Genomic DNA, 25,469 nt, shown 5'->3' on the forward strand with positions numbered 1-25,469 from the left:
TCCTGACCGCCGGCCGGAAGACCACGCCACCTCCGAAGGGCGCGCCATCTCCGAAGGCTGCGTCGCCTGCGAGGCCCGCGTCGCCTCCGAGGGTCGCGTCGCCTGCGAGGCCCGCGTCGCCTCCGAGGGTCGCGTCGCCTGCGAGGCCCGCGTCGCCTCCGAGGGTCGCGTCGCCTGCGAAGGGCGCGTCGCCTCCGAGGGTCGCGTCGCCTGCGAAGGGCGCGTCGCCTGCGAGGGGCGCGTCGCCTGCGAGGGGCGCGTCGCCTGCGAGGGGCGCGTCGCCTGCGAGGGGCGCGTCGTCTCTGGAGGGCGCGCCGTCTCTGGAAGGTGCGTCGCCTCAGGAAAGCGCACCGCCTTCCACCTGGGACGCGACACGCCTTCGTGTAAGGGACGTCACCACCGGTGCGCGATATAGTGCCGCTGGCCGATCCGGGTCGAGAGAGGCACGTCGATGACCGCGCTGCGGCACCTGCTCGAGCTCGTCCGGGCACCGGCCGCGCTGTCGGTCCCCGGCGACGTGGCCGCAGGCGCCGCGGCCGGGCGCGCGCTCGGCCCCCGGACGCTCGGCCTGGCCTGCTCCTCCGTCTGCCTGTACTGGGCGGGCATGGCCGCGAACGACTGGGCCGACCGCCACCTCGACGCCGTGGAACGCCCCGAGCGGCCGATCCCCTCCGGCCGGGTGAGCCCGGGGACGGCCCTGGGCGTGGCGGCCGGGCTGACCGCCGCGGGTCTCGCCGCCGCCGCGCTGGCCGGGGGCCGCAGGGCCATGGCAGTGGCCGTCCCGCTGGCGGGGGCGATCTGGGCGTACGACCTGGTCGCGAAGAACACGCGCGCGGGCCCGCTGGTGATGGCGGTGTGCCGCGGCCTGGACGTGCTGCTCGGCGCGACACCAGGGCCGCGCATGGGGGCCAGCGGGCCCGCGAGGGGCGCGCCGCCGCAGCCGCGCATGGGGGCCTCGCTCCCCGCCGCCCTGACGGTCGCCGCCCACACCTACCTCCTCACCCACCTGTCCCGAGGCGAGACGTCCGGCACCGCACGCCACCGCCCGGCCGCCACCCTCGCAGGCACGCTCGCCCTGGCCGCCACCACCGCCTGCCAACCCGCGAGCAAAGCCTCCAGCCGCCTCGGCAAAGCCTCCAGCCGCCTCGGCGAAGCTCTCGGCCATCCCGGCGAAGCTCTCGGCCATCCCGGCCAAGCTCTCAGCCGTCCCGGCCAAGCTCTCAGCCGTCCCGGCCAAGCTCTCAGCCGTCCCGGCCAAGCCCTCAGACATCCCGGCGAAGGCCAGTACACGCCCCTCACCGAAGCCACGCACCTGGCCGCCATCACCCGCGCCGTACTCGCCACCTGGTACGCCTCCCAATTCGGCACCGAACAGGCCCGAGCCATCGCCAACCCCTCGGCCCACCAGGTGCGCGACGCGGTCACGGCCGGAATCGTGAGCCTCCCCGCGCTCCAGGGCGCCCTGCTGGCCAGGGCGGGAGCCCCCCGCACAGGCCTGGCGCTGGCCGCGGTGATCCCGCTGGCCCGCAAACTGGCGGGAAAGTTGTCCCCGACATGATCAGATTCGGCTACGGCACCAACGGTTTCGCGAACCACCGCCTCCCCGACGCCCTGGACGTCATCGCCGACCTGGGCTACACGGGCGTGGCCCTCACCCTCGACCACCACCACCTGGACCCCTACGCCGACGGCCTGGCGCTGCGCGTGGCCAAGGTCGCCGACCGCCTGCGGACGCTCGGTCTCGGCGTGGTCGTCGAGACCGGCGCCCGCTACCTGCTCGACCCCCGCCGCAAGCACGCCCCCACGCTGCTGGACGACGACCGCGACAAGCGGGTCGACTTCCTGAACAGGGCGGTGGCCGTCGGAGCCGATCTGGGGGCGGAGGCGGTGTCGTTCTGGTCGGGGGTGCGGCCGGCGCACGTGCCGCCGGAACGGGCCTGGGAGCGGCTGGTGGACGGGTGCGCGCGGGTCCTGGAGAAGGCGGGTGGGGTGCCGCTGGGGTTCGAGCCGGAGCCGGGCATGCTCGTCGACACGATCGCGGGCTGGCACGCGCTGCGGCGGGCGCTGGGCGCGCCGGACGGCTTCGGCCTCACCCTGGACATCGGCCATTGCCGCTGCAACGAGCCGGACCCGGTGCCCGGCTGCGTGACGGCGGTGGCGCCGTACCTGGTGAACGTGCAGATCGACGACATGCGGCGGGGAACGCACGAGCACCTGGAGTTCGGCGAGGGGGAGATCGACTTTCCGCCGGTGCTGCGCGCGCTCGCCGACTCCGGCTACCGCGGGCTGGTCGCCGTCGAGCTGCCGCGCCACTCGCACGCCGCCCCCGACGTCGCCGCCCGCTCCCTCGCCTTCCTCCAGCAAGCCGAACGCGCCGCCGAACAGCAACCCGAACCGCACCCCGAGCCGCACCCCGAGCAGGACCCCGAGCAGCACCCCGAAGGAGGCAGCCCGTGATGCCCCCCGAGCAGCTCCACGCCGCACTCCACGAAACCCCCGAGGCCGGCCCCTGGCTGGACGAGGCCCTCTCCCACCCCGACACCTTCAAGCGCTCCTTCGCCGCCGCCGGCAGACGAGCCGGCCGCACCCCACTCCCCGCCGCCCCCGGCTGGACGGCGGACGAGGCGGCCAGAGCCCTCCTCCTGGCGGCACTCCCACCGGACCGCGTCACCGCCGAGGCGGCAGACCTCTACCACCACGGCGACGCCGACGAGAAGCGCGCCGTCCTCAAGGCCCTCCCCCTGCTGAAGGTGGGCGAGGAAGCCGTCCCCCTCCTGCTCGACGCGATCCGCACGAACGACGCCCGTCTGCTGGCCGCCGCCCTCGGCCCGTACGCGACCCACCTGGACCAGCCGGCCTGGCGGCAGGCGGTGCTGAAGTGCGTGTTCATGGGCGTCCCGCTGGCGGAGGTGGACCGGCTGGAGGAGCGGGCCGACGCCGAGCTGGCCGCCATGCTGGCGGCGTTCGCCGAGGAGCGGGAGGCGGCGGGCCGCCCGACGCCCGGCGACGCCGCCGCCCTGCTCAGCCGCCTCACCAGCCGCCCGCCGACCGAGGAGATCAGCCGCCTCACCAGCCGCCCGCCGACCGAGGAGACCTGATGCGCATCTTCGACCCGCACATCCACATGACCTCGCGCACCACCGACGACTACGCGCGGATGGCCGCCGCCGGGGTGGCGGCCGTGGTGGAGCCGTCGTTCTGGCTGGGCCAGCCGCGCACCGGTCCCGGCTCGTTCACCGACTACTTCGACTCGCTGCTCGGCTGGGAGCCGTACCGGGCCGCCCAGTTCGGGGTGGTCCACCACGCCACGATCGCGCTGAACCCGAAGGAGGCGGGCGACCCGCGCTGCCGTCCCGTCCTGGACCTGCTGCCCCGCTACCTGGACAAGGACCGGGTGGTCGCGGTCGGCGAGATCGGCTACGACTCGATGACCCCCGAGGAGGACGACGCCTTCGAACGCCAGCTCGCCCTGGCCGTCGAGCACGAGCTGCCCGCGCTGGTGCACACCCCGCACCGCGACAAGGCGGCGGGCACGCGCCGCACGCTCGACCTGGTCAAGGCGTCCGGCATCGACCCCGGCCGGGTCGCCGTGGACCACCTGAACGAGGTCACCATCGACCTGGTCCACGGCTCCGGCTGCTGGATGGGCTTCTCCATCTACCCGGAGACCAAGATGTCGCCGCCGCGCATGGTCGAGCTGCTGCGCAAGTACGGCACCGAGCGCATGCTGGTCAACTCGGCCGCCGACTGGGGCGTCTCCGACCCGCTGCTCACGCTGGCGACCGCCGAGGCGATGCTGGCGGCGGGCTTCGGCGAGGACGACGTGGACCGCGTCATGTGGCGCAACCCCGTCGAGTTCTACGCCCAGTCGGGCCGTCTCGACCTGACCGGCGTCACCGGGGCGGGCGCGCCCACGTTCGCGGGCAGCAGCATCAAGCGCGGCGGCCAATGATGCGGCTGCGGCACCGCTCGGGCACGACGCTGCACCTCGGCTACTGCACGAACGTGCACCCCGCCGAGGACCTGAGCGGCATCATCGCCCAGTTCGACACCTACGCGGTCCCGATCAGGGAGCGGCTCGGCACCGACGTCCTGGGGCTGGGCCTGTGGCTGGCGGCGCCCGTCGCCAGGGTGCTGGCCGCCGACCACGGCCTGCGCGCCAAGCTGCGCGCGGAGCTGACCGCGCGGGGGCTGGAGGTGGTGACGTTGAACGGGTTCCCGTACCGCTCCTTTCACGACCCGGTCGTCAAGTACGCCGTCTACCGGCCCGACTGGACCACCAGGGAGCGGCTGTCGTACACCTTCGACCTGGCCCGCATCCTCGCCGACCTGCTGCCGGACGACGCGGCCAGGGGTTCGGTCTCCACCCTCCCGCTGGCCTGGCGCGAGCCCTGGTCCACCACCATGGCCGACCAGGTGGCCCGCCGCCTCGACCAGCTCGCCGCCGGGCTGGCCGCCGTACAGTCCTCGACCGGCCGCCAGGTGCGGGTGGCGTTCGAGCCGGAGCCGGGCTGCGTCGTGGAGACGACCGAGCAGGCGATCAGCCACCTGGCCCGCGCCGCCGACACCGGCCGGCTCGGCATCTGCCTGGACCTGGCCCACCTGGCGTGCGCGTGGGAGGAGCCGACCGCCGCGCTGAGGGCGCTGCGGACCAAGGGCCTGCCCATCGTGAAGGTCCAGCTCTCGGCGGCCCTGGAGAGCTCCGACCCGGAGGCGCTGCGCGAGTACGCCGAGCCGCGCTTCCTGCACCAGACCCGCAACCCGCACGGCGAGGCGGCCGACGACCTGCACGAGGCGTTCGCCCGCAACCTGCCGGGCCCGTGGCGGACGCACTACCACGTGCCGCTGCACGCCGACCCCGAGCCGCCGCTGCGGACCACCACGCCGGTGCTGCGCGACGCGCTCAGGGAGCTGGCGGGCGGGCGCGAGCCGCTGTGCGACCACTACGACGTGGAGACCTACACCTGGGGCGTGCTGCCGCCCGCGCTGCGGCCCCGCACCCCGCGACAGCTCGCCGAGGGCATCGCCTGCGAGCTGGAGTTCGCCCGCGAGCAACTACGCGACCTCGGAGTGACGGCATGACCAAACTGCTGGTCCTCGACGTGGTGGGGCTGACCCCGAGGCTGCTGGCCCACATGCCGCGCCTGCGCGCCCTGGCCGGAGGCGGCTTCCAGGCGGAGCTGGGCACCGTCCTGCCGGCGGTGACGTGCCCGGCGCAGTCGACGTTCCTGACGGGCCTGCCGCCGTCCGGGCACGGCGTCGTGGGCAACGGCTGGTACTTCCGCGACCTCGGCGAGGTGCTGCTGTGGCGCCAGCACAACGCGCTGGTCGGCGGCGAGAAGCTGTGGCAGGCCGCCCGCCGCGACCGGCCCGGCTACACGGTGGCGAACGTGTGCTGGTGGTACGCCATGGGCGCCGACGTCGACTGGACCGTCACACCACGCCCCGTCTACCGCGCCGACGGCCGCAAGGACCCCGACTGCTACACCGACCCGCCGGAACTGCACGACGAGCTGACCGCGAAGCTCGGCACGTTCCCGCTGTTCAGCTACTGGGGGCCGGGCGCGGGCATCGCGTCGTCGTCCTGGATCTGCCGGGCCGCCGAGCACGTCATGGCCGTCCACGACCCCGACCTGACACTCGTCTACGTCCCGCACCTCGACTACGACCTGCAGCGGTACGGCCCCTCCGGCCCGCGCGCCGCCGCCGCGGCGGCCGAGCTGGACACCGTGCTGGCCCCCCTGCTCGACGCCGCCGCGGACCGGACCACGGTCGTGCTGTCGGAGTACGGCATCACCGACGTCTCCCGCCCCGTGGACGTCAACCGCGCCCTGCGCGCCGAGGGGCTGCTGCGCGTGCACACCCAGGACGGCATGGAGTACCTGGACCCGTGGACGTCGCGCGCGTTCGCCGTCGCCGACCACCAGATCGCGCACGTCTACGTGCGCGACCCCGCCGACGTGCCCGCCGTCGCCAAGCTGTGCGCCGCCGTGGACGGCGTCGCCACCGTGCTCGACCAGGACGGCAAGGCCGCGCACGGCCTGGACCACCCGCGCTCGGGCGAGCTGGTCCTGCTCGCCGCGCCCGACGCCTGGTTCACCTACTACTACTGGCTCGATGACGCCCGCGCCCCCGACTTCGCCCGCGTCGTCGAGATCCACCGCAAGCCCGGCTACGACCCGGCTGAGCTCTTCTTCGACCCGGCGGGGCCCGGCGCGGCCAAGCGGCGGGCGGCGCTGGCGCTGCTGCGCAAGAAGACGGGCCTGCGTTACGTGATGAGCGTCGTCGGCCTGGACGCGGGCGCCCGCGCGGTGCGCGGCTCCCACGGCCTGCCGCCCGCCGGCCCGGCCGACGCGCCCGTCCTGCTCTGCTCCGACCCGGCGCAGACCAGGTCACGGTACGAGGCCACGGAGGTGAAGGACCTCCTGCTGCGCCTGGCTCAGCCGTCATCCGGGCACGCTTGACCCGCTTGTCCAACCCCGGCCTCACCTGCCGGTGAACACCGGCAGCGCGACCGGCCCCTCCGTGATCCACGAGGGCGTGTACGCGATCTCCTCCGGCGGCACCGCCATCCGCAGCCCGGGGAACCGCCCGAACAGGCGCGACAGCGCGATCCGCGCCTCCAGCCTGGCCAGCGGCGCCCCCAGGCAGAAGTGCGGGCCCCGGCCGAAGCCGAGATGCGTCTCCTGGCCGCGTGAGATGTCGAACCGCCCGGCGCCGGCGCCGAACCTCGCAGGGTCGGTGCCGGTGCCGCCGAACCCGACCAGCACCGGCTGCCCGGCGGGGATGCGCACCCCGGCCAGCTCCACGTCCCGCGTCGCGTAGCGGAACAGGCCGGCGCTCATCGGGCTGCGGCTGCGCAGCGTCTCCTCGACCACCTCCGCCCACGCGTCCTTCTCGCGGGCCAGGGCGAGCTGGGCGGGGTCGGCGCACAGGGCGATGACGGCGTTGGCGATCAGGTGCACGGTGGTCTCGTGCCCGGCCAGGATGACCAGCCACAGGATCCACAGGATCTCGTCGTCGCCGAGCCGGTCGCCGTCCTGCTCCTGGGCCTGGAGCAGCGCGGTGGTGAGGTCGTCGCGGGGGTCGCGGCGGCGGCGCCCGATGTGGGCGGTGAGGTGGGCGATCAGGTCCTGCCACGCTTTGCCGATCTCGTCGGGGGCGGACGTCAGCGAGATCAGCGTCGTGGCCCAGCGGCGGATGTCGTCCCGCTCCCGTTCCGGCACCCCGAACAGCTCGCAGATCACCACGACGGGCAGCGGGTCGGCGTAACCCGCCACCAGATTCACCGGACCGCCGCCGCCCGCTGCCGGGCCACCGTCACGAGCGGCCGGGTCGCCGCCTGCCGCCGGGCCACCGCCATGAGCGGCCGAGTCGCCGCCTGCTGCCGGGCCACCGCCATGAGCGGCCGAGTCGCCGTCGATCGCCGCCAGCCGGTCCAGCAGGCCGTCGGCGATCTCCTCGATCCGGGGCGCCAGCGCCTGCACCCGGTTCTGCGTGAACGCCCGCCCCACCAGCCCGCGCAACCGCCGATGCTCGTCCCCGTCCTTGTTCAGCATGTGATCCGCCTCGATCGCCCGCCGCAGCGGCCACCCGGCGGGCAGGGTGCCGTCGCGTAACGCCCCGAAGTGCCGCGCGTCCTTGCTGTAGAGGACGCCCTCGTTGGCGAGCACCTCGCTGACGGCGTCGTAGCTGGTCGCGAGCCACGCCGGCACCCCGCCCGCCAGCTCGACGGCCACGACGGGCCCCACTTCGTCCCGCAGGCGGCACACGGTCAGCGTGGCGCGCTCACCCGGATGCGGAAAGGGAACAGGCATCACGATCTCCATCGCGGTACGGCAGCCTCCTGACAGATCGGAACGTAACCCGAAAAGTGGCCTGTGTCCCGGGGGAATCGGCCGCTTCGCGGAAGATCGGATATCGCCCCGGCCCCGGCCACCCCCGGCGTAAGGTGTGCCGATGTGACGCGCGACCGCCACCCCCGCCCGCTCCTGGCGGCCCTCGCGGGCCTGGCCGCGCTCGCCCCCGTCTACTACCTGACCGAGGCCGCCGCCCGCTGCCTGCGCACCGGCCACACCGCGTTCGCCCCCGCCCCCACCGGCCTGGCCTATCTGGCGGCGGTGGCGGTCATCGTCACGATCCTGTCCGCCTGGCCCGCCGCCGCGCTCGGCTGCGGCGTGCCGCTGACGGCGGCGGGCGTCCTGTTCGCCCTCGACCTGGACGCCGCGATGAGCCTGGCGGCCACCCTGCCGTGGGCGCGTTCGGGCGGCCTGCCGTGGTCACCGCCGGACGTCGCGCCGTGGGCGGAGCTCGCCGAGCCGCCCGGCACCCTGGCGGGCATGAGCGGCCTGTACACGCTCATCGGCGCGTTCCTGGTGCTGTCGGCGCTGCCCCGCGCCCGCAGGCGATCTATCCTGGACGGGTGAGCGGGCGAGATCCTGATCGGCGCAGGGCGCTGCTCGACGCGGCCGACCGGGTCATCATGACGGAGGGCCCCGCCGTGTCGATGGCGGCGATCGCCGCGGAGGCGGGCATCACCAAGCCCATCCTCTACCGCCACTTCGGCGACAAACACGGCCTCTACCAGGCCCTGGCCGACCGTCACGTGCGCACGGTCATCGCCCAGCTCCGCCCGGAGCTGGCCGCGACAGGGGCCGACCTGCGGGGCAGGGCCAGAGCGGCGATCGGCGTCTACCTCGACCTGATCTCCGCCAACCTCAACCTCTACCGCTTCCTGTTCCACCGGGCGGGCGCGGAGGACAGCCGGGTGCGCTCGCACATGACCGCGCTGGTGCGCAGCCTGGGGGAGGAGCTGGGCCGGATGCTGGCGGCCGAGCGGGTGGTGCCCGACCCGACGCGCGCCCAGGTGCTCGGCCACGCGTTCGTCGGCATGGTGCAGACGACCGGCGACTGGTGGCTGGACCATCCGGAGGTGGGCCGCGACCAGGTGGTGGAGGGCCTGGTGGACGTGATCACCACCGCGCTCACTCCCCGAACCGCGACAAACGCCCGCGCCGCCGGGCACGGCCGAGCGCCCACGCGAACAACCCGAGTGCCCCCGCCAGGTAACCCACGTTGATCACGGACGCCCAGGCCAGCCGGTCCCACGGCAGCTCCCCGCCCGCCATGACCGCGCGCATGCCCTCGAACACGTGCGAGGCGGGCAGGAACCACGCCAGCTCCCGCAGCGGCTGCGGCAGCACCGCGATCGGGTAGAAGATCCCGGCCAGCGGCTGCACCACGAACACCAGCGACCAGGCGATCACCTGCGCCTTCTCGCCGAACCTGAGCACCGCCGCGATGCTGACCAGCCCCAGCGACCAGCCCAGCACGAGCAGCACCCCCATGAACGGCACCAGCCCGATCCCGATGGCGCTCACCCCGAACCCGTAGAGCACGAACGCCATGGACGCCAGCACCGCCAGCGCGAGCGCCACCTTGCCCAGCGAGAACAGCACCAGCCCCGTCAGGTACTCGGCGCTGGACAGCGGGCTGACCTGCACGTTGAGCAGGTTGCGCGACCAGATGTCCTCCAGGAAGGCCAGCGAGATCTCGTTGCTGGCCTTCTGCAGCACCTGCCACAGCAGCACCGCGCCGAGCAGGAACGACACCGCGAACGGCACCCGCTGCGCCTGGAGGAACGCCGAGACGAACCCCCACAGCACCAGCTCGACCGTCGGCCAGAACAGGATCTCGAAGACCCGGACGGGGCTGCGCCGCAGCGCCGCGAAGTCGCGCCGGACCACGCCGAGTATCCGCGTGCGGCGGGCGGCCCAGCTCAGCGGCGGCAGCGTCAGGGCGGTCATCCGCGCGCCACCTTCAGGAAGACCTCCTCCAGGTCCTCGGCCCCGTACCGCCCGGCCAGCTCGCGGGCGCTGCCCGCGGCCACGACACGGCCCCCGGACAGGAAGTGGATGCGGTCGCACATGCGCTCCACCTCTCTCATGTTGTGCGAGGTGATCAGCATGGCGCCGCCCGTCTCCCTGGACAGCCGGGTCAGCAGGCTCCTGATCCGGTCTCCGGCGTCGGGGTCGAGGTTGGCGGTGGGCTCGTCCAGGACGAGCAGGCGGGGGGCGTTCAGCATCGCCTTGGCGAGCTGGACGCGGGTGCGCTGCCCCGACGACAGGGCCATCACCTGGCGTTTCCTGAGCGGGCCCAGCTCGAACAGCTCGATCATCTCGGCCACCCGGCGGGCGGGGCGGCGCAGCGCGTACAGGCGGGCGAAGGAGTCGAGCACCTCGTGCACCCGCAGCACGCCGGGCAGGTCCACGTAGCTGGCGGCGAAGTTGAGCCGGCTGAGCACCTCGGTGCGGTGCCGGGCCAGCTCCCTGCCGAACAGCTCGATGCTGCCGGAGTCGGGGGTGATCAGGCCGAGCAGCATGTGCAGCGTCGTCGACTTGCCCGCGCCGTTGGGCCCGAGCAGCCCGGCGACCTCACCCTCGCCGACGGTCAGGCTGACGTCGCGGACGGCCGTGATCGCGCCGAAGCGCTTGACCAGATGGGCGGCTCGCAGAATGGCCACCGATCCAGCGTGCGGTCATCGGCGCACGCCGGGCAACGGGTTTTCCGGCCGGGCGGCGGGCCTCACCCGCTTTCGCGCAGCAGCCGCAGCCGGCCTCACCCGCCTTCGCGCGGCAGCCGCAGCGGGTCTCACTCGCCTTCGCGCAGCAGCCGCAGCAGGTCCCACTCGTTCTCGCACACGCGCCGCCCGATCGCGGCCAGCTCCACGGATCGGGCGCCGCCGCGCAGGTGCCGCATGGTCTGCATGACGCAGATGACGCCCCACTTGAGCACGCCGAACGTCTCCCACCAGCGCAGCGAGGCACGATCGACGGCCTGCCCGCCGGCCTCCTCGTAGGCGTGCACGAGGTCGTCGTAGCCGCCGAACCCGCCCACCGGCAGCGGCGAGCCGAACCGCCACGCCTTCACGCACAGCCACCCGAGGTCTTCCAGGGGGTCGCCGGCGTGCGCGAGCTCCCAGTCGAGCACCGCCCGGACGCCCTCGGGCCCGACGATGAGGTTGCCGTTGCGGAAGTCGCCGTGCACGACCGTGTGCCGCCCGCCGCCCGGCCGGGTCTCCGCCAGCCGCCGCAGCGCCAGCTCGAACACCGGGTGCGGCTCCCCGAGCTGGTCGATCACCTCCCGCCAGCGCAGCAGCGGGTCCTGCGGCCCGGCTCGCCCCTCCTCGGGTGGAAGGGCGGACAGCGGCATGCGGTGGATGGCGGCCAGCGCCTGCCCGCACTGCCTCGCCAGCCGGGGCCTGGCGGCGGCGTAGGCGTCGTCCCGCAGGATCTTGCGCGGGATCGTCTCGCCTGGGACGCGGGTCATCAGGATGTAGGACTCCCCGCAGGCGACGATCCGCGGCACCGGAACCCCGGCCCCGGCCGCGGCCCGCATCAGCCGCGCCTCCGCGGCCAGCCCCGCGCCCGCTTCCGGGGCCGCGCCGGGCGAGTCCAGCCGCAGGATCAGCTCGTGCCGGCCGTCGCCGGGCGTGGCCACGTCGAGCGCCCACGTCTCCCGCGAGGCGCCGCCGGGCAGCCGGACGCCGGCCTCGATCGTCGCCCCGTCACCGAACGCCTCAAGGACGATCGCCTCCCGGTCGTTCATCGCGGCACCTCGCGCGCGGTCGAGTCCCGGTCGTTCATCGCGGCACCCTGCGTGCGGTCGCGTCCCGGTCGTTCATCGCAGGCCGAACTCCCAGGAGCCGCCCGCCGCGTACTCGCCCAGGATCCGCCGCCCCACTGAGTCGATGTGCACCTCGTCGGGCCCGTCGTAGATGCGCCCGGCGCGCGCGTGCCTGTACATGCGGTCCAGCGGCGTGTCGGGGGTCAGCCCGGCGGCGCCGTACACCTGGATGGCCCGGTCGATCACGTTGTGCAGCATGCGCGCGCCGACCACCTTGATCGCGCCGATCTCCACCCGGGCCTGCGAGCCGCGGTCGATCGCCTCCGCGGCGTGCAGCGTGAGCAGCCGCGCGGACTGGATCTCGGCGTAGGAGTCGAACACGTGCTGCCGCATGAGCTGCTTGCTCGCCAGCGGCTGCCCGAACGCCGTGCGATCGTGCAGCCGCCGGCACATCAGGTCGAAGGCCCGCTGCGCCTGCCCCAGCCAGCGCATGCAGTGGAAGATGCGGCCGGGCCCGAGCCGCCGCTGCGCGATGACGAAGCCGCTGCCGCGCTCGCCGAGCAGGCTGGAGGCGGGCACGCGGACGTTGTCGTAGCGCACCTCGCAGTGCGCGCCGTCCAGCCCCAGCACCGGCGTCTCACGGACGATCGTGTAGCCCGGCGTGTCGGTCGGCACCACGATCATGGAGAAGGCGCGGTGCGGCGGCGCGTCCTGCTCGGTCCTGCACATCACGGTCGTGTACGCGGCCCGCGACGCCCCGGTCGTGAACCACTTGTGCCCGTTGATCACCCATTCGCCGCCGTCGAGCACGGCCGACGTGGTGATCTGCGTGGGGTCGCTGCTGGAGACGCCCGGCTCGGTCATCGCGAAGCTGGGGGAGATGTCGCCGCGCACCAGCGGCTCCAGGAACCGCTCGCGCTGCTCGGACGAGGCGTGCTCGTGCAGCATCAGGGAGTCCTGCAGCGTGTACGTGCCCAGCGCGATCTGCCCGTACTCGCTGCGCCCCTGCACCTCGTTGACGTAGACGTAGTCGAGGAACGGCAGGCCGCCACCGCCCAGCTCGCGGGGGTGGCCCAGCGCCCACAGGCCCTCCTTCTTGGCCTGCGTGCGCAGCTCGTCCAGCGCGACCGCGGCGGCGGGCCCGCCCGCGTGCAGCACCGGCTCGGCGGGCTCGACCCGCTCGGTCATGAACGCGTGCACGGCGTCGCGGATCGGCCGGACGCCGTCGGGGACGGCGAAGTTCATAAAACGAACCCAACCCGAAACCCGGGCGATGGTCAACGGCTCAGGGCAGCCAGCTCACCCGGCCGCGCAGGAACGCGTACCCGACGAACGCGACGGCGTCGATGAGCGTGTGGGCCACGATCAGCGGCATGGCCCGCCCCCACCGCTGGTAGAGCCGCCCGAACACCAGCCCCATCACCACGTTCCCGACGAACCCGCCGAAGCCCTGATACAGGTGGTACGACCCGCGCAGCAGCGACGACACCACCACCGCCTTCCACGGCGTCCACCCGGCCTGCCCGAGCCGGTGCAGCAGGTATCCGGCGACGATGACCTCCTCCAGCACCCCGTTCTGCGCGGCGGCCAGCAGCAGCACCGGCACCTGCCACCACTCCTCGGGCAGCGCGCCGGGCACGACGGTCAGGTTCACCCCCGACGCCCACACCACGAGGTAGAACGCCAGCCCCGAGCCGCCGATCGCGGCCGCCAGGAGCGCGCCGCGCGCCAGGTCGCCGCCCGGGCGGCGGAAGTCCGCGCCGATCGTGCGCAGCGACTCGCCCGAGCGCACCATCAGGTACGCCACCAGCCCCACCGGCGCCACCGCGATCGCGATCTGCGCGAGCTGCAACGCCAGGTCCAGCCAGGGCCGGCCGGGCGCCATGGACCCGACGAGCACGGCCTGCTGGCCCTTGAGCTCGCGCGGCGCCGTCAGCGACCCGATCAGCCGCACCATCGCGATCAGGGCGCTGGCGCCCAGCGAGACCGACATGACGACGAAGATCTCGGCCTTGATGAGGCGGGGCGCGAGCACGTATGCCGGATCGAGGGGGGACTGAGTGTGCATGTGCGCAGATTAGCCGGTACATGATCGGACCCTGATAAAAGGGGATATGTCGCCCGGCTCTTGGGGAGCGGGCGTCCGCTCTGCTAGGCAGGGGGTGTGACACGCACCCCACCGCACGACGTCCCCGCAGCGGCCGAGCTGGTGGCCGCCGTCCGCGACTTCCTGGAGACCGACGTGCTGCCCGCCGTCGAGGGCCGCGTCCGCTACCACACCCGCGTGGCCATCAACGTGCTCGGCATGGTCGAGCGGGAGATCGAGCTGGGCCCCGCCCAGGCCGAGCGGCACGCCGCGAGCCTGGCCGCGCTGGGCGTGGCGGACGACGCCGAGCTGGCCGCCGCCGTCCGCGAGGGCCGCCTCGCCGACGACGGCGCCCTCATGGCGGCCCTGGAGCAGGCGGTACGCGCCAAGCTGGAGGTGGCCAACCCCGGCTACCTCACCCCGGAATGACGACGCGGCCCGCCCCCCGGCAGGGGACGGGCCGCGCGGGACTCGGGTCAGTGCGACCCGGTGAGGTCCAGGTCCTTGACCTTGGGGTCGCCCTCGTCGGCGAAGTAGTCGTCCTGGGCGGTGGCGTCCTTGCCGTCGGCCACCTTGGCGGCCTTGAAGATCACCGTGCCCACGACGGCCACGATCAGGTTGACGGCCAGCGCCAGGAACCCGGCGTAGATCGTCATCTTGGTGTCGAAGCCGAGGTTCGACAGCCCGAACGCCGAGCCGCCGAAGTGCTGCTTGCCGCTGGCCGGGTTCGGGATGAGGTAGAGCATCCACATGCCGGCCGCCAGGCCGAGCGCCCAGCCCGCGATCAGGCCGCCCTTGTGGAACCAGCGCGTGTACAGGCCCAGCGCCACCGACGGCAGCGTCTGCAGGATGATCACACCGCCGATGAGCTGCAGGTCGATCGAGAACTGCGGGTCGAGCAGCAGGATGCACGCCACCGCGCCGACCTTGACCAGCAACGAGACGATCTTGGAGACGCCGGCCTCCTGGGCGTCGGTGGCGTTCTTGTTGATGTACTCGCGGTAGATGTTGCGGGTGAACAGGTTCGCCGCGGCGATCGACATGATCGCCGCCGGGACGAGCGCGCCGATGCCGACGGCCGCGTACGCCACGCCGGTGAACCAGTCCGGGAACATCTTGTCGAACAGCAGCGGCACGACGGTGTTGTTGTCGACCTTGCCGTCCGTCACGATCGGCTTCACGCCCGCGGAGATGGCCATGAAGCCGAGCAGCGCGATCAGGCCCAGCACCAGGCTGTAGGCGGGCAGCGCCGACATGTTGCGCTTGATCACGTTGCGGTTCTTGGAGGCCAGCACGCCGGTGAGGCTGTGCGGGTACAGGAACAGCGCCAGCGCCGAGCCGAAGGCCAGCGTCACGTACTGGAGCTGGTTGTTGGCGTTGAGGAAGATGCCGTCGCCGGCGTTGGGGGTGGCCGCGAACTTGTCCTGGGCCGCCTGGAAGATCGAGTCCCAGCCGCCCAGCCTGGCCGGGATGTAGATGACCGCGGCCAGGATCACGATGTAGATCAGCGTGTCCTTGACGAACGCGATCAGGGCGGGCGCGCGCAGGCCGGACTGGTAGGTGTAGGCCGCCAGGATCGCGAAGGCGATGATGATCGGCAGGTGCCCGGTGATGCCCATCGCCTTGAGCACGGCCTCGATGCCGATGAGCTGCAGCGCGATGTACGGCATCGTGGCGATGAGACCGGTGATCGCGATGAGGAGGGCGAGCGTCGGCGACCCGAACCGGGCCCTGACGAAGTCGGCGGGCGTGACGAATCCGTGCACGTGCGACACCGACCACATGCGGGCCAGCACCAGGAACACCAGCGGGTACACCACGACGGTGTACGGCAGCGCGTAGAAGCCGAGCGCGCCTGAGCTGAACACCAGCGCGGGCACCGCGACGAAGGTGTAGGCGGTGTAGAGGTCGCCGCCGACCAGGAACCAGGTGATCCAGGAGCCGAAGCTGCGCCCGCCCAGCCCCCACTCGTTGAGGCTGGCCAGGTCGTTGGGCCGCCGCCAGCGCGCGGCGACGAAGCCCATGCCGCTGACGATCGCGAACAGCAGGATGAAGACGACCAGCTCGGTCGTGTGCCCGCTCACTTCGTCATCCTGTAGACGATGGTGGTGCAGACGACGCCGACCGCGACGAAGGCGATCTGCAGCCAGTAGAAGAGCGGGAAGCCCAGCAGGCGCGGCTCGTCGGCGTTGAACAGGAACGTCAGCAACGGCAGCACGATAGGCACGACGAGCAGCCAGTTCCAGGGGCTGCGGTCGGTGCGTGGCTGCCCGGGTTCCCCGGTAGTCATCGTCCCTCCGATGAACGGATCAGGACCCGGCTGTTGACCGGGTCCTGACGTGTGTGTCAATGGAGGGAGGTTAGCTTTTCGGGGATATTAAACCCAATGTCCGCCGTGTTACGGTTTGGCCTAAATGTCGAGATGAAATCTCGGCATGTGAGACGGCATGCCGGGGCGGACCACGGAAACCCTAACGACGGGTGCGTGGTGAGCGGGATCGCCGATCGGCGAGCGGTCATTTACTCGCGTTGAGCGGTCAGGTCCTCGGCGATGTCCCGGGCGCCGTACCCGTCGGGCGCCGCCACCTCCACGATCGGCTCCGGCCGGTCGTCGAACTCCAGCCGCAGCGCCCGCACCATCGTGGCGTGCATCTCGTACAGGCACGTCACGTACGTCAGCTCCAGGATCTGCTCGTCCGGCAGATGCCGCTTGAGCACGGCGAACACCTCGTCGTGCACCCGGCCGCCGTCGAGCACCAGCGCGTCGGTGTAGGCCAGCACGGCCCGCTCCAGCTCGTCGAACAGGTCGCTGACCGCCCAGTGCGCGACCGCGCGCACCTTCTCCTCCGGCACGCCGAGCGCCCGGAGCTGCTTGCAGTGCTGGGAGTAGACGAACTGGCTCTGCCGCGCCCACCCGGCCCTGACCTGGCCCAGCTCGCGCAGCACCGGGTCCAGCGCGGTGCCCCGGTAGACCTCGAAGCCCTTGACGCAGTGCCGGAAGATCTTCGGGTCGAGCGCGAACACCTCCCACCAGTCGCCGGGCGAGCCGGTGGCCGTGCCCGAGCCGTCGGGCAGGATCAGGCGGTCGTGGAAGAACTGGACGACGGGATCGGTCATCTCCTCGCGCGGCACCCGCCGCAGGCGCGGCATCAGAGCGTCCGGTCCGCCGCGGTGCGGGGCTCGTGCCGCACGTCGCCCGGCTGCCCCACCTGCCTGGTCCAGGCGGCGAACTCGACCAGGACCCCGTCGGGGTCCTTGAAGTAGATCGACCTGACGAACACGCCCTCGTGCATCTCCGGCGCCACGCCGAACTCGCTGTCGTCGTGGTTGAGCAGCACACCCACGTCGATGCCCTTGGCGACCAGCCGGTCGCGGTACTCCTCGATCCGCTCCGGCGGCACGTCGAAGGCGATGTGGTTCATCGAGCCGACGGCCGACAGCAGCTCGCCTCGGTCGGGCAGGTTCTTCGGCGCCGAGACGCCCGGCACGCCGTCGGGCGCGTCGGGGAACCAGAAGAAGGCCAGCGCGTTGCCGCCGCCGCAGTCGAAGAAGAAGTGCTGCCCCCAGCCCATCGGCAGCTCGATGGTCTTGATCAGCGGCATGCCCAGCACGCCGGAGTAGAAGTCGACGGTCTGCTTCATGTCCGAGCAGACCAGCGCGACGTGATTGACCCCGCGGAGCTCGAATTCGCTGTTCATGGTAACTCCCTACTTATCACAGGGCTTTCCCGAAAAACATGACATGAGGTGTCGGCTTTCCAGGACACGATGAACCGCATGATCGTCGTAGTCGCGGGCGCGACCCGCGGAACGGGACGGGGCATCGCGGTGGCGCTGGGCGCGGCCGGAGCCACCGTCTACTGCACAGGCCGCAGCACCCGGGAGGGGCGCTCGGAGATGAACAGGCCGGAGACCATCGAGGAGACGGCCGATCTGGTCACCGCGGCCGGCGGCACCGGCATCCCGGTGCGCGCCGACTTCCTGGAGCAGGACCAGGTCGCCGCGCTGGCCGCGCGCGTCCGCGCCGAGCAGGGGCGGCTCGACGTGCTGATCAACGACGTGTGGGGCGGCGACCACCTCTGGGAGTGGGACACGCCGGTCTGGAAGCACGACCAGGACAAGGGCCTGCGCCTGCTCAGGCTGGCCATCGACACCCACCTCATCAGCAGCCGCCACCTGCTGCCCCTGCTGATCGAGAACGAGGGCGGCCTGGCCGTCGAGGTCACCGACGGCACCTGGGAGTTCAACCAGACCCGCTACCGGGAGAACGTCTACTACGACCTGGCCAAGATGTCGGTCAACCGGCTCGGCTTCGCCTGGTCGAACGAGCTGCGCCCGTACGGCGGCACCGGGCTGGCCGTGACGCCCGGCTTCCTGCGTTCGGAGGCCATGCTGGACAACTTCGGCGTCACCGAGGCCGACTGGCGCCAGGCCAAGGCGGACCCGGCCTGGATGGTCTCCGAGACCCCCGCCTACCTCGGCAGGGGCGTGGCAGCCCTGGCCCGGGACCCCGACCGGCAGCGCTGGTCCGGCAGGTCGGTGACCAGCGAGGAGCTGGCGGCGGCCTACGACGTGACCGACGTGGACGGCAGCCGCCCCCGCGTGTGGAGCTACATCACCGAGGTGCTGGAGCAGAACGGCGAGACCGGCTGGCAGGCCTACCGCTGACGCGGCTGGTCGTCGTAGAGACGGGCCATGCGGGCGGCGGCCTCGGCGACCATCGCCCGCAGCTCCGGCGGGTCCAGCACCTCCGCCTCCGGCCCGAACCGCAGCACCTGCGAGAACGCCACCGGCACCGACTCGACCTTCAGCCGCACGGTCCCGTCCGGCTGGAGCGAGGCCAGCGCGTCCTCCAGCGCGGCCGGGTCGGCGACGTGCCGCAACATGCGCCGCCCCCGCTCGCTCAGCCGCAGCGTCACCACCTCCCGCAGCAGCGACCGGGCGAACTGCGCGGCCTGCCCCGCCCAGAACGCCGCCAGGTCGAAGCCGGGATCCCGGTCGAACTGCTCCTCCAGCACCGAGATCTCGCCGAACCGGTGCACCCGGAAGATCAGGAACCGGGTCCTGAGCCGCGCCGCGAGATACCAGACGCCCGCCTTGAGCACGAGCCCGTACGGCTCCAGCACGCGCGGGTTGTCCTTGTAGACGGCCGAGACGCGCCGGTCCCGCCACACGGCCCTGGCCAGCGGCGCCAGCGCGGCAGGCGGCGGGTCGTCGCCCGCCCACCAGCCGGGCGCGTCGAGGTGGAAGCGCTGCGCGGCGGCGGCGGGGGCGTCGCGCAGCGCGGGGGACAGCGCGGCGGCCGCCTTCAGCCGGGCCGTGGCCGCCACGTCCTGCAACCCCATCTCGCGCAGCGCCGCCGGCACCCCCGACAGGAACAGCGCCTCGGCCTCGGCCCTGTCCAGCCCGGTCAGCCGGGTGCGGTAGCCGTCGAGCAGCCGGTAGCCGCCGCCCCGCCCCCGGTCGGCGTAGACGGGCACGCCCGCCTCCGCCAGCGCCAGCACGTCGCGGTGCACCGTGCGCTCGGACACCTCCAGCTCCCTGGCCAGCTCGGCCGCCGTCATCCCGCCCCGGCCCTGCAGCAGCAGGACCAGCGACATCAGGCGTGCGGCGCGCACAGCGGCAGCACCACGGCGGAGGGGCGGTCGGGGGAGTGGAAGACCTCGACGTCGGCGGGCACCATCGTGCCGGCCGCGCCGAGCAGGTCGCCGGTGCCGTGGTTGCGGGCGATCGTCGGGTACGCCCCCGCCGCCACGTGCACCCTGATCCGGTGGCCGCGCCGGAACCGGTGGGCCATCGGCCACAGCTCGACGTGCACCCTGCGTACCTCGTCCACCCCGCCTCCGAGGCGGCGCACGCCCTCGCACACGTTCATCGAGCGCCCGTCCGGATGCACGTCGCACACCCGCACCACCACGTCGGTGGACGGCGTGCTGGACCGCACGAACAGCTCCGCGCGGACCGGCCCGATCATCTCCACGTCCGTCTCCAGCGCCGCCGAGCTGTAGACCAGCACGTCGCGGCGCTGCTCCAGCCGCCGCTGATCGCGCGGCCGGGAGTCGCCCAGCAGGACGGGGCCGCCGACCGACGGCGTCGGATGGGCCGGGTGGTAGCGGAATCGGTCGGGCTCCGCCTCCAGCGGCCCCTCGACGCCGAGCCCGGCCCCGCGCTGCAGGTGCCAGCGCTGCTCCCGCATGCCGGGCACCGGCCAGTCGGGCTCGTCGCGCCACTCCTCGGCGCCCGTCATGTAGATCCGCACCGGGTCGGGCCTCAGCCGGGAGCGGTCGCCGAGCAGGTGCGCGCGGAACCAGGCCGACGCCTCGGCCATCGTCGGCCGGCCGTGCCTGGCGTCGATGTGGTACCAGGGCCCGATCGTCAGGTACGGCCGCCGGCCCGCCGCCCGCAGCGCCGCGTAGTCCTTGAGCTGCCACGGCAGGAACACGTCGTACCAGCCGCCCAGCATGGTGACCGCCGCGTCCACCTCGCCCACCCTGGCGGAGAAGTCGCGCTTGGCCCAGTAGGGGACGGCCGGGTCGGCGTGATGCGCGAGGAGGTCCTGGAAGAACGGCAGCGGATGCCCCGCCGAGGCCAGGTCGAGCTCCGCCATGGGACGGCCCGACAGGACCGCCCTGCGGGTGAGCCGGGGCGCGGTCAGCACCGAGGTGCTGCCGCCGAAGCGGCGGGACATGCCGTCGGTGAGCGTCGTCCAGCTCAGCGCCGACTCCAGCGCGAACGCGCCGCCCACGTACGCCGCGTCCCTGAACTGGGAGGCGGTGATCTGCAGGGCCATGGCCTTGAGCTCCGATCCGGCGTAGGGCGCGACGGCCCACTGGGTGTAGCCGAGATAGGAGGGGCCGAACATCGCGAACGAGCCACCGTACCAGGGCTGCTCGCGCAGCCAGGAAACGGTGGCCAGGCCGTCCTCGTGCTCGTCGCCGAGCGGGTCGAGCAGGCCGCCTGAGCCGAAACCGCCCCGGCAGCTCTGGATGACGACGTGGAAGCCCTGCCGGGCGAAGCCGCGGCCGTAGTACCAGCCGAACAGGCCGCGCCGGCCGTAGGGGGAGCGCATCAGGATGACGGGGGCCCGCTCCCCTCCCGGGGCGTAGTGGTCGGCCAGCAGTGTCACGCCGTCGGGCATCGGCACCGGTAGATCACGCTGGAGCCGTACGCGTCTCATATACCAACCAGTAACATAGCCGCCCCGGTGTGCGGTAGCCCGGGGCAGTGGTTGCGCAATCAGCCGAGCTGGACCGCGATGTCGCTGACCTGGCGGCTGGACGGGAACGTTCCAACCACGGTCGCGGCGCCGGTCAGCACGTTCACGGTGTAGAAGCGGTAGGCGCCGTCCGCCTTGAGCGTGGCGTAGCCGGTGTTCGCCACCGTCACGCCCTTCTTGAGCTGGCTGTAGACGTCGAAGCCCGCGTCAGCGGCGGCGTTGATCACTGGGTCCACGCCCAGCTTGCCCGTCGGCGCCAGGCTGCCCGCGTTGGCGGGCGACTGCGCCGAGACCTGGTCGGCCGTCGTGTCCACGTCGAACAGCGTGGTCGCGGTGGAGGCGTCGAGGTCGTTGTTGGTGTAACCGGCCCCCGTCACGCCCAGCGCGGTCGCGCCGGCGGTCGCGGGCGGCACGGGCGGGTTGGTGAGCGTGCCGTCGTTGGCGGTCTGGCCCGCGGCGGGCGCGCCGTTCGGGTCGTCCAGGTTGTGCCGCAGGTTCTGGCCGGTGTCGCTGATGACGCGCAGCCGGTTGGCGGCGGGGTTGAAGTCGACGCCGAAGTTCTGGCCGTTCAGCGCCACGCTGAGCTGCGACACCTTGGTGGCCTTGGCCTTGCCGTCCACGGTGTAGACGCCGCCCTTGTCGCCCACCGCGTACAGCTTGCCGTTCTGCACGCGGTAGTCGATGCCGACGACCTTCATGTCGCCCTTGAGGCCGCTGATCTTGCCCACCCGGTTCACGCTCTTCGGGTTGCCCGCGTCGAAGGTGACCAGCTCGCCCATGGTGGTCAGGCCGGTGACCCGGGGGCCTTCGTCGCGGGTGTGCGCCTGCGCGGGCGAGGCCGCCAGTACCGCGCCCGCGCCGAGCACCGTAACGGCGAGCGCCAGTTGCTTACGCATGGGATCTCTCCTTTGAAGGGTGTTGCCTTGCCTCCTTCTTCGCTCGGGACTCGGTCTTGGATGTCGCGGGCCCGTCGCGCCGCGGGCCCGCGACACGTTCCTACGGGGTCGCCTTGTCAGGGCGCTCCGAGATGCGCAGCCCGTTCACGATCGTCGCGCCCTGCCGGGTCGCGAAGCGCACGTTGAGCTGCCCGTCGGTCACCTTCACCGTGTACTGCCTGCTCACCGCCGTGTACGTGCCCGACTCCAGCGCCAGGTCGAGCGCGGGGATCGCGAGCTGGCCCTCGACCAGGACATCGAACACGCGCTGGCCCATCCGCATGTTCCTGATCTCGGCGAAGTCCAGCTCCACCGTGTACGTCCCGGCGGGCACGTTGTCGAACCGGTACTCCAGCATCGACTCCCTGGCCGTCCTGAACAGCGCCTGGTCCGTCGTGCCGGCGATGGTCCTGGACGTGCTCTGCGTCCTGTTCTGGTTGGTCAGGTAGCCGTAGCCGCCCGCGGCGTACTTCCTGTCGGGCGTCCAGGTGTCGCCGGCGGCGTCCACGTAGTTCCGCGTGGCGCCGGTGTCGATGGCCACCTGGTGCCTGGGCACCACGACCGTCACCTTGATCTCGATGGTGGGCTGCCTGCCGCTGGCCGACTTGACCAGCAGCTTGCCCTCCTTGAACGTGCCGGGCGCCACCCCGGCGCTGGACACCGCCACCTGGAGGGTGACCGCCTGCCCCTTGGCCAGCTCGCCCGACGCCGGCGTCACCGTGAACCACGGCTCGCCCGTCACCGTGTACGGCGTCGGCGACCCCAGGTTCGTCAGCTCCACCGGCCGCGTCCGGCTCGACTCGGCCGGCATCACCACGGTCAGCTCCGCCACCGACGCGCTCACCCGGCCCGTGACCAGCGCCGTGTCGATCCGCGTCACCGTCGTCGCCGCCACCGTGACCGGCTGGGTGAACGTGCCGTAGTGCTCCTTGGACACCACGACCTCGTAGTCGCCGGCCAGCACCTGCCCGTAGAACGAGCCGTCCGCGCCGGTCGTGAACGTGGCCACGTCGCCCACCTTCACCGTCGCCCCGGCGATCGGGTCGCCGTCGTTGGCGTCGGTGACCTTGCCGGTGACCAGGCCGTGCCTGCTGGCCGTGAACGTCAGGCCCTGCCCGGTCGCCACCACCGGCTCCTCGTAGGAGTACAGCAGCGCGTCGTTGCCCGCCGCGTTCTCGATGCCGATCGTGGCGCTGGTGCCCCGGTCGCGCTCGCTCTCGATGTCCTTGTACCGGAAGGCGATCGAGCCGTCCTCGCCCAGCAGCGCCGCGAACGACACCCGCTGCGCGCCCTCGTTGTAGAAGGTGACGTTGCGCCACTCCACCACGAACGTCCGGTGCGGCGCCGTGCCCGACACCGCCGTGTAGATCCCGGCCTGGGCGTCCACGATGAGGTCGTCCCAATAGGGGTAGACGGCGTTGTTGGGCGTCCCCGACGTCGGCAGGCGGCCGTTGCTGCCGGTCGTGACCCGGTCGGCGGCGAACGTGACGAACCCGTTCGTGCCGATCCACGCCTTGGTGTGGCCCGTGCCGTAGAACGGCACCGGGAACGGCAGCGTCACCTGCTGCGCCTCGTCGTCGCCGGTCAGCGCCAGCTTCTCGGCGCCCGCCGCGTACGGCTGCGCGCCGCTGCGGCAGGTGTAGCCGAAGTTGTCGCCGCGCAGCGGCAGCTCGACGTCCTTCGTCAGGTCACCGGCCACCGTCACCGCCGCGGTCGCGGCGCTGGAGCAGCGGGAGGACGGGGTGATCCGCAGCTCGTACGTGCCGTGCGGCAGCGTCATCGAGTACCGCCCCGACGCGTCGGTCACCGCGCTCACCGGCGTGCCGGCGGCCACCACCGTCGCGGCGGGCTCCGGCGTGCCGGCGGTGGTGACCGTGCCCGACACGACGCCCGTCGGCAGCGGCGTCATCGGCACGTCCGCCGTCGCGGCCTGCTCGGCGGTGATCGTGACGGCGGCGGTGGCGGTGGCGTAACCGAACTTCTCCGCGCTCAGCTCGTACGAGCCGGCCAGCAGGCGCGGGATGGCGTACGCGCCGTCGGCGCCGGTGACGATGGTGCGGGTCATCGGGCCGGTCACCGTCACGCTCACGCCGGACAGCGGCCGGCCGCCCTCCGTCACCGTGCCGGACAGGTCGCCCAGGCCCTCGTCGGGCGCGGCCAGCACGGCGGCGTAGGTGTCCAGCCTGCCCTCGCCCCAGATGTTGTTGTCGGCCGCGGTGCCGCCGCAGGAGGTGTCGGCGACGTCCACGGCGGTGCCGTCCAGCAGCGGCCGGGTGGCCGCCACGTTCCCCTGCAGACCGGGGGAGCCCGACCAGATGAGCGCCACCGTGGCCGCCACGTGCGGGGAGGCCATCGACGTGCCGGTGAAGCTGTCGTAGCCGCCAGGGATCGAGGAGCGCACGTTCACGCCGGGCGCCGCGATGTTGGGCTTGATCTCGCCGTTCTCGCCCTCGCCCTTGCTGGAGCGCGCGTAGAGCGCGTTGCCGACGTCGAAGGCGCCCGCGCTGTACGCGCTCTGGTACTGGCCGGGCGAGCCGCTGCTGTCGCAGGCCGGGCCCTCGTTGCCGTTGGAGAAGGCGGGGAAGATGCCCGCCGCCAGCCACGAGTCCACGACCTCCTTGTAGAACGGGTCGAAGCCGGGGCCGCCCCAGGAGTTGTTGACGATGTCAGGCGCCAGGTCGGGCCGCGGGTTCTGGCCGTTGAGGTCGGTGGGCCGCACCACCCACTCGCCCGCCGCCAGCAGGGAGGCGTCGGTGCAGGTGTTGACCTCGCAGCCCTTGACGGCGATCCACTTGGCGCCGGGCGCGACGCCGAGGCCGTTCGCGCCGACCATGGTGCCCATCACGTGCGTGCCGTGGTCGTTGTTGTCGCAGGGCGCGGCCGTCGGGCAGATGCCCGCCGGGTCGAACCAGTTGTAGTCGTGGGTGTAGGTGCCGTCCGGGTTCCTGCCCCGGTAGCTTGCTGCCAGGTCGGGGTGGTCGAACTGCACGCCGGAGTCGATGTTGGCGACCACGATGCCCTCGCCGCGGTTGCCCAGTTCGTCCCACACGCGCGGGGCGTTGACCCGGTCGATGTTCCACTCCACCGCGTTCACCCTGGCCTGGGCGGTTCCGGCGACCGGCTTGGGCAGGGTGAGCGTGCGCACCGGGTCGATGCGCTCGACGTCGGGCAGGCTCGCGATCTCGGCTGCCAGCTTCTCGCCGGCGGTCACCTTGACCGCGTTGACGATCCAGAACGGGGTGTAGTCGGCGTGGTGGGTGTCGAGCAGCTTGCGCAGGTCCTGCTGGGACGCTTGCGCCTGCTCGGTCTTGGCCTCGAAGACCGCTTCGGCCTTCGCCTCCTTCGTCAGGGCCCGGCGGGCGCCGCTCAGATCGGCGGCGCCCTTCATCCGCACCCAGAAGGTGGCCTTGTCGTCCTGGGCCAATTGCGCCTGGACTGTTGCGTCGATCTTGCCGGGATCCGGCGCCGCCTGCGCCGCCGCCTGCGGGACCAGCAGGCCGGCGACGGTGGCGATCCCTAAGAGGACCGCACGCCAGCGGGGGGTGTGGGGCACTGGCTCTCCTTCACGACACGGGGAGAGGTGATCTTTACGCCTCTGTCGAGAAGGG

Annotated in this window: 24 protein-coding genes; 10 read left to right on the forward strand and 14 right to left on the reverse strand. The window is 72.6% G+C overall.

The window, feature by feature from the left end; all coding sequences use genetic code 11:
- The first annotated feature begins 451 nt into the window (after positions 1-451).
- From FXF51_RS00050 to FXF51_RS00075, 6 genes are read left to right on the forward strand one after another with little or no spacing between them, the layout of a single operon-like run.
- The gene (locus tag FXF51_RS00050) at positions 452-1,558 is read left to right on the forward strand and encodes an SCO3242 family prenyltransferase (RefSeq protein ID WP_148432120.1); all 1,107 of its coding nucleotides are present in this window, start codon (positions 452-454) and stop codon (positions 1,556-1,558) included.
- On the forward strand, positions 1,555-2,457 hold the full coding sequence (locus tag FXF51_RS00055) for a sugar phosphate isomerase/epimerase family protein (RefSeq protein WP_148432121.1): 903 nt from the start codon (positions 1,555-1,557) through the stop codon (positions 2,455-2,457). Before FXF51_RS00050 ends, FXF51_RS00055 begins: the two co-directional genes overlap by 4 nt.
- Positions 2,457-3,098 (forward strand): EboA domain-containing protein, encoded by a 642-nt coding sequence (locus FXF51_RS00060; RefSeq protein ID WP_148432653.1) that lies wholly within the window; start codon positions 2,457-2,459, stop codon positions 3,096-3,098. Before FXF51_RS00055 ends, FXF51_RS00060 begins: the two co-directional genes overlap by 1 nt.
- Positions 3,098-3,952 carry a TatD family hydrolase gene (locus tag FXF51_RS00065; protein ID WP_148432122.1) on the forward strand — a complete coding sequence of 285 codons (855 nt, stop codon included), beginning with the start codon at positions 3,098-3,100 and terminating at the stop codon, positions 3,950-3,952. Before FXF51_RS00060 ends, FXF51_RS00065 begins: the two co-directional genes overlap by 1 nt.
- A complete protein-coding gene (eboE, locus tag FXF51_RS00070) occupies positions 3,952-5,082 on the forward strand; it encodes a metabolite traffic protein EboE (RefSeq protein WP_148432654.1) in 1,131 nt (376 codons plus the stop codon). The genes FXF51_RS00065 and eboE overlap by 1 nt, the downstream gene beginning before the upstream one ends.
- Positions 5,079-6,464 carry a nucleotide pyrophosphatase/phosphodiesterase family protein gene (locus tag FXF51_RS00075; RefSeq protein WP_148432123.1) on the forward strand — a complete coding sequence of 462 codons (1,386 nt, stop codon included), beginning with the start codon at positions 5,079-5,081 and terminating at the stop codon, positions 6,462-6,464. Before eboE ends, FXF51_RS00075 begins: the two co-directional genes overlap by 4 nt.
- Positions 6,465-6,485: 21 nt before the next feature.
- Here FXF51_RS00075 and FXF51_RS00080 read toward each other — a convergent pair whose 3' ends face one another.
- Positions 6,486-7,817 (reverse strand): cytochrome P450 family protein, encoded by a 1,332-nt coding sequence (locus FXF51_RS00080; RefSeq protein ID WP_187414070.1) that lies wholly within the window; start codon positions 7,815-7,817, stop codon positions 6,486-6,488.
- A gap of 144 nt (positions 7,818-7,961) precedes the next feature.
- Between FXF51_RS00080 and FXF51_RS00085 the strand changes: the two genes are divergently transcribed.
- Both FXF51_RS00085 and FXF51_RS00090 read left to right on the forward strand, forming a co-directional pair.
- A complete protein-coding gene (locus FXF51_RS00085) occupies positions 7,962-8,426 on the forward strand; it encodes a hypothetical protein (protein ID WP_148432125.1) in 465 nt (154 codons plus the stop codon).
- Positions 8,423-9,079, forward strand: a complete 657-nt coding sequence (locus FXF51_RS00090) for a TetR/AcrR family transcriptional regulator (protein ID WP_148432126.1) — start codon at positions 8,423-8,425, stop codon at positions 9,077-9,079. Before FXF51_RS00085 ends, FXF51_RS00090 begins: the two co-directional genes overlap by 4 nt.
- Here the strand turns inward: FXF51_RS00090 and FXF51_RS00095 are convergent.
- The 5 genes from FXF51_RS00095 to FXF51_RS00115 form a co-directional block, all read right to left on the reverse strand.
- On the reverse strand, positions 8,985-9,806 hold the full coding sequence (locus FXF51_RS00095) for an ABC transporter permease (RefSeq protein ID WP_148432127.1): 822 nt from the start codon (positions 9,804-9,806) through the stop codon (positions 8,985-8,987). The genes FXF51_RS00090 and FXF51_RS00095 overlap by 95 nt on opposite strands.
- Positions 9,803-10,522, reverse strand: a complete 720-nt coding sequence (locus FXF51_RS00100) for an ABC transporter ATP-binding protein (RefSeq protein WP_148432128.1) — start codon at positions 10,520-10,522, stop codon at positions 9,803-9,805. The genes FXF51_RS00095 and FXF51_RS00100 overlap by 4 nt, the downstream gene beginning before the upstream one ends.
- Positions 10,523-10,650: 128 nt before the next feature.
- Positions 10,651-11,607 carry a phosphotransferase family protein gene (locus tag FXF51_RS00105; protein WP_148432129.1) on the reverse strand — a complete coding sequence of 319 codons (957 nt, stop codon included), beginning with the start codon at positions 11,605-11,607 and terminating at the stop codon, positions 10,651-10,653.
- Between the two features lie 72 nt (positions 11,608-11,679).
- Positions 11,680-12,870 (reverse strand): acyl-CoA dehydrogenase family protein, encoded by a 1,191-nt coding sequence (locus tag FXF51_RS00110; protein WP_148432130.1) that lies wholly within the window; start codon positions 12,868-12,870, stop codon positions 11,680-11,682.
- 40 nt (positions 12,871-12,910) lie between these two features.
- Positions 12,911-13,693, reverse strand: a complete 783-nt coding sequence (locus tag FXF51_RS00115) for a CPBP family intramembrane glutamic endopeptidase (RefSeq protein ID WP_148432131.1) — start codon at positions 13,691-13,693, stop codon at positions 12,911-12,913.
- A 96-nt stretch (positions 13,694-13,789) separates the two neighbouring features.
- Here FXF51_RS00115 and FXF51_RS00120 point away from each other — a divergent pair, with 96 nt between their 5' ends.
- Positions 13,790-14,140 carry a DUF6285 domain-containing protein gene (locus FXF51_RS00120; RefSeq protein WP_148432132.1) on the forward strand — a complete coding sequence of 117 codons (351 nt, stop codon included), beginning with the start codon at positions 13,790-13,792 and terminating at the stop codon, positions 14,138-14,140.
- 47 nt (positions 14,141-14,187) lie between these two features.
- On the opposite strand, the gene mctP is transcribed toward FXF51_RS00120, so the two are convergent.
- The 4 genes from mctP to FXF51_RS00140 all read right to left on the reverse strand — a co-directional run bounded on the left by mctP (position 14,188) and on the right by FXF51_RS00140 (position 17,409).
- On the reverse strand, positions 14,188-15,795 hold the full coding sequence (gene mctP / locus FXF51_RS00125; protein WP_187414071.1) for a monocarboxylate uptake permease MctP: 1,608 nt from the start codon (positions 15,793-15,795) through the stop codon (positions 14,188-14,190).
- Positions 15,792-16,001, reverse strand: coding sequence for a DUF3311 domain-containing protein (locus FXF51_RS00130; protein ID WP_080040306.1), 210 nt, complete (start codon positions 15,999-16,001; stop codon positions 15,792-15,794). The genes mctP and FXF51_RS00130 overlap by 4 nt, the downstream gene beginning before the upstream one ends.
- Before the next feature lie 230 nt (positions 16,002-16,231).
- Positions 16,232-16,861: a carboxymuconolactone decarboxylase family protein gene (locus FXF51_RS00135; RefSeq protein WP_148432133.1), complete on the reverse strand. Its 630-nt coding sequence runs from the start codon at positions 16,859-16,861 to the stop codon at positions 16,232-16,234.
- Positions 16,861-17,409 (reverse strand): VOC family protein, encoded by a 549-nt coding sequence (locus tag FXF51_RS00140; RefSeq protein WP_148432134.1) that lies wholly within the window; start codon positions 17,407-17,409, stop codon positions 16,861-16,863. Before FXF51_RS00140 ends, FXF51_RS00135 begins: the two co-directional genes overlap by 1 nt.
- A 78-nt stretch (positions 17,410-17,487) precedes the next feature.
- Here FXF51_RS00140 and FXF51_RS00145 point away from each other — a divergent pair, with 78 nt between their 5' ends.
- Entirely contained in the window at positions 17,488-18,378 is an 891-nt protein-coding gene (locus FXF51_RS00145; RefSeq protein ID WP_148432135.1) for an SDR family oxidoreductase, read from the forward strand.
- On the opposite strand, the gene FXF51_RS00150 is transcribed toward FXF51_RS00145, so the two are convergent.
- The 4 genes from FXF51_RS00150 to FXF51_RS00165 all read right to left on the reverse strand — a co-directional run bounded on the left by FXF51_RS00150 (position 18,369) and on the right by FXF51_RS00165 (position 25,414).
- A complete protein-coding gene (locus FXF51_RS00150) occupies positions 18,369-19,328 on the reverse strand; it encodes a helix-turn-helix transcriptional regulator (RefSeq protein ID WP_148432136.1) in 960 nt (319 codons plus the stop codon). The genes FXF51_RS00145 and FXF51_RS00150 overlap by 10 nt on opposite strands.
- Positions 19,310-20,887, reverse strand: coding sequence for a CocE/NonD family hydrolase (locus FXF51_RS00155; RefSeq protein ID WP_187414072.1), 1,578 nt, complete (start codon positions 20,885-20,887; stop codon positions 19,310-19,312). The genes FXF51_RS00150 and FXF51_RS00155 overlap by 19 nt, the downstream gene beginning before the upstream one ends.
- A 59-nt stretch (positions 20,888-20,946) precedes the next feature.
- A complete protein-coding gene (locus tag FXF51_RS00160; protein WP_148432137.1) occupies positions 20,947-21,822 on the reverse strand; it encodes a DUF4394 domain-containing protein in 876 nt (291 codons plus the stop codon).
- 100 nt (positions 21,823-21,922) lie between these two features.
- Positions 21,923-25,414, reverse strand: coding sequence for a S8 family serine peptidase (locus tag FXF51_RS00165; RefSeq protein ID WP_148432138.1), 3,492 nt, complete (start codon positions 25,412-25,414; stop codon positions 21,923-21,925).
- Positions 25,415-25,469: the final 55 nt, after the last annotated feature.

Origin of the sequence: Nonomuraea sp. PA05 (genome assembly GCF_008086045.1) — a bacterium.
In the GTDB taxonomy this organism is placed as follows: domain Bacteria; phylum Actinomycetota; class Actinomycetes; order Streptosporangiales; family Streptosporangiaceae; genus Nonomuraea; species Nonomuraea monospora.

Coding starts and splice junctions, on each gene's coding strand:
- FXF51_RS00050 (WP_148432120.1), top strand. CDS start 452: ATGACCGCGCTGCGGCACCTGCTCGAGCTCGTCCGGGCACCGGCCGCG.
- FXF51_RS00055 (WP_148432121.1), top strand. CDS start 1,555: ATGATCAGATTCGGCTACGGCACCAACGGTTTCGCGAACCACCGCCTC.
- FXF51_RS00060 (WP_148432653.1), top strand. CDS start 2,457: ATGCCCCCCGAGCAGCTCCACGCCGCACTCCACGAAACCCCCGAGGCC.
- FXF51_RS00065 (WP_148432122.1), top strand. CDS start 3,098: ATGCGCATCTTCGACCCGCACATCCACATGACCTCGCGCACCACCGAC.
- eboE (WP_148432654.1), top strand. CDS start 3,952: ATGCGGCTGCGGCACCGCTCGGGCACGACGCTGCACCTCGGCTACTGC.
- FXF51_RS00075 (WP_148432123.1), top strand. CDS start 5,079: ATGACCAAACTGCTGGTCCTCGACGTGGTGGGGCTGACCCCGAGGCTG.
- FXF51_RS00080 (WP_187414070.1), bottom strand. CDS start 7,817: ATGCCTGTTCCCTTTCCGCATCCGGGTGAGCGCGCCACGCTGACCGTG.
- FXF51_RS00095 (WP_148432127.1), bottom strand. CDS start 9,806: ATGACCGCCCTGACGCTGCCGCCGCTGAGCTGGGCCGCCCGCCGCACG.
- FXF51_RS00105 (WP_148432129.1), bottom strand. CDS start 11,607: ATGAACGACCGGGAGGCGATCGTCCTTGAGGCGTTCGGTGACGGGGCG.
- FXF51_RS00110 (WP_148432130.1), bottom strand. CDS start 12,870: ATGAACTTCGCCGTCCCCGACGGCGTCCGGCCGATCCGCGACGCCGTG.
- FXF51_RS00115 (WP_148432131.1), bottom strand. CDS start 13,693: ATGCACACTCAGTCCCCCCTCGATCCGGCATACGTGCTCGCGCCCCGC.
- FXF51_RS00130 (WP_080040306.1), bottom strand. CDS start 16,001: ATGACTACCGGGGAACCCGGGCAGCCACGCACCGACCGCAGCCCCTGG.
- FXF51_RS00135 (WP_148432133.1), bottom strand. CDS start 16,861: ATGCCGCGCCTGCGGCGGGTGCCGCGCGAGGAGATGACCGATCCCGTC.
- FXF51_RS00140 (WP_148432134.1), bottom strand. CDS start 17,409: ATGAACAGCGAATTCGAGCTCCGCGGGGTCAATCACGTCGCGCTGGTC.
- FXF51_RS00145 (WP_148432135.1), top strand. CDS start 17,488: ATGATCGTCGTAGTCGCGGGCGCGACCCGCGGAACGGGACGGGGCATC.
- FXF51_RS00155 (WP_187414072.1), bottom strand. CDS start 20,887: ATGAGACGCGTACGGCTCCAGCGTGATCTACCGGTGCCGATGCCCGAC.
- FXF51_RS00160 (WP_148432137.1), bottom strand. CDS start 21,822: ATGCGTAAGCAACTGGCGCTCGCCGTTACGGTGCTCGGCGCGGGCGCG.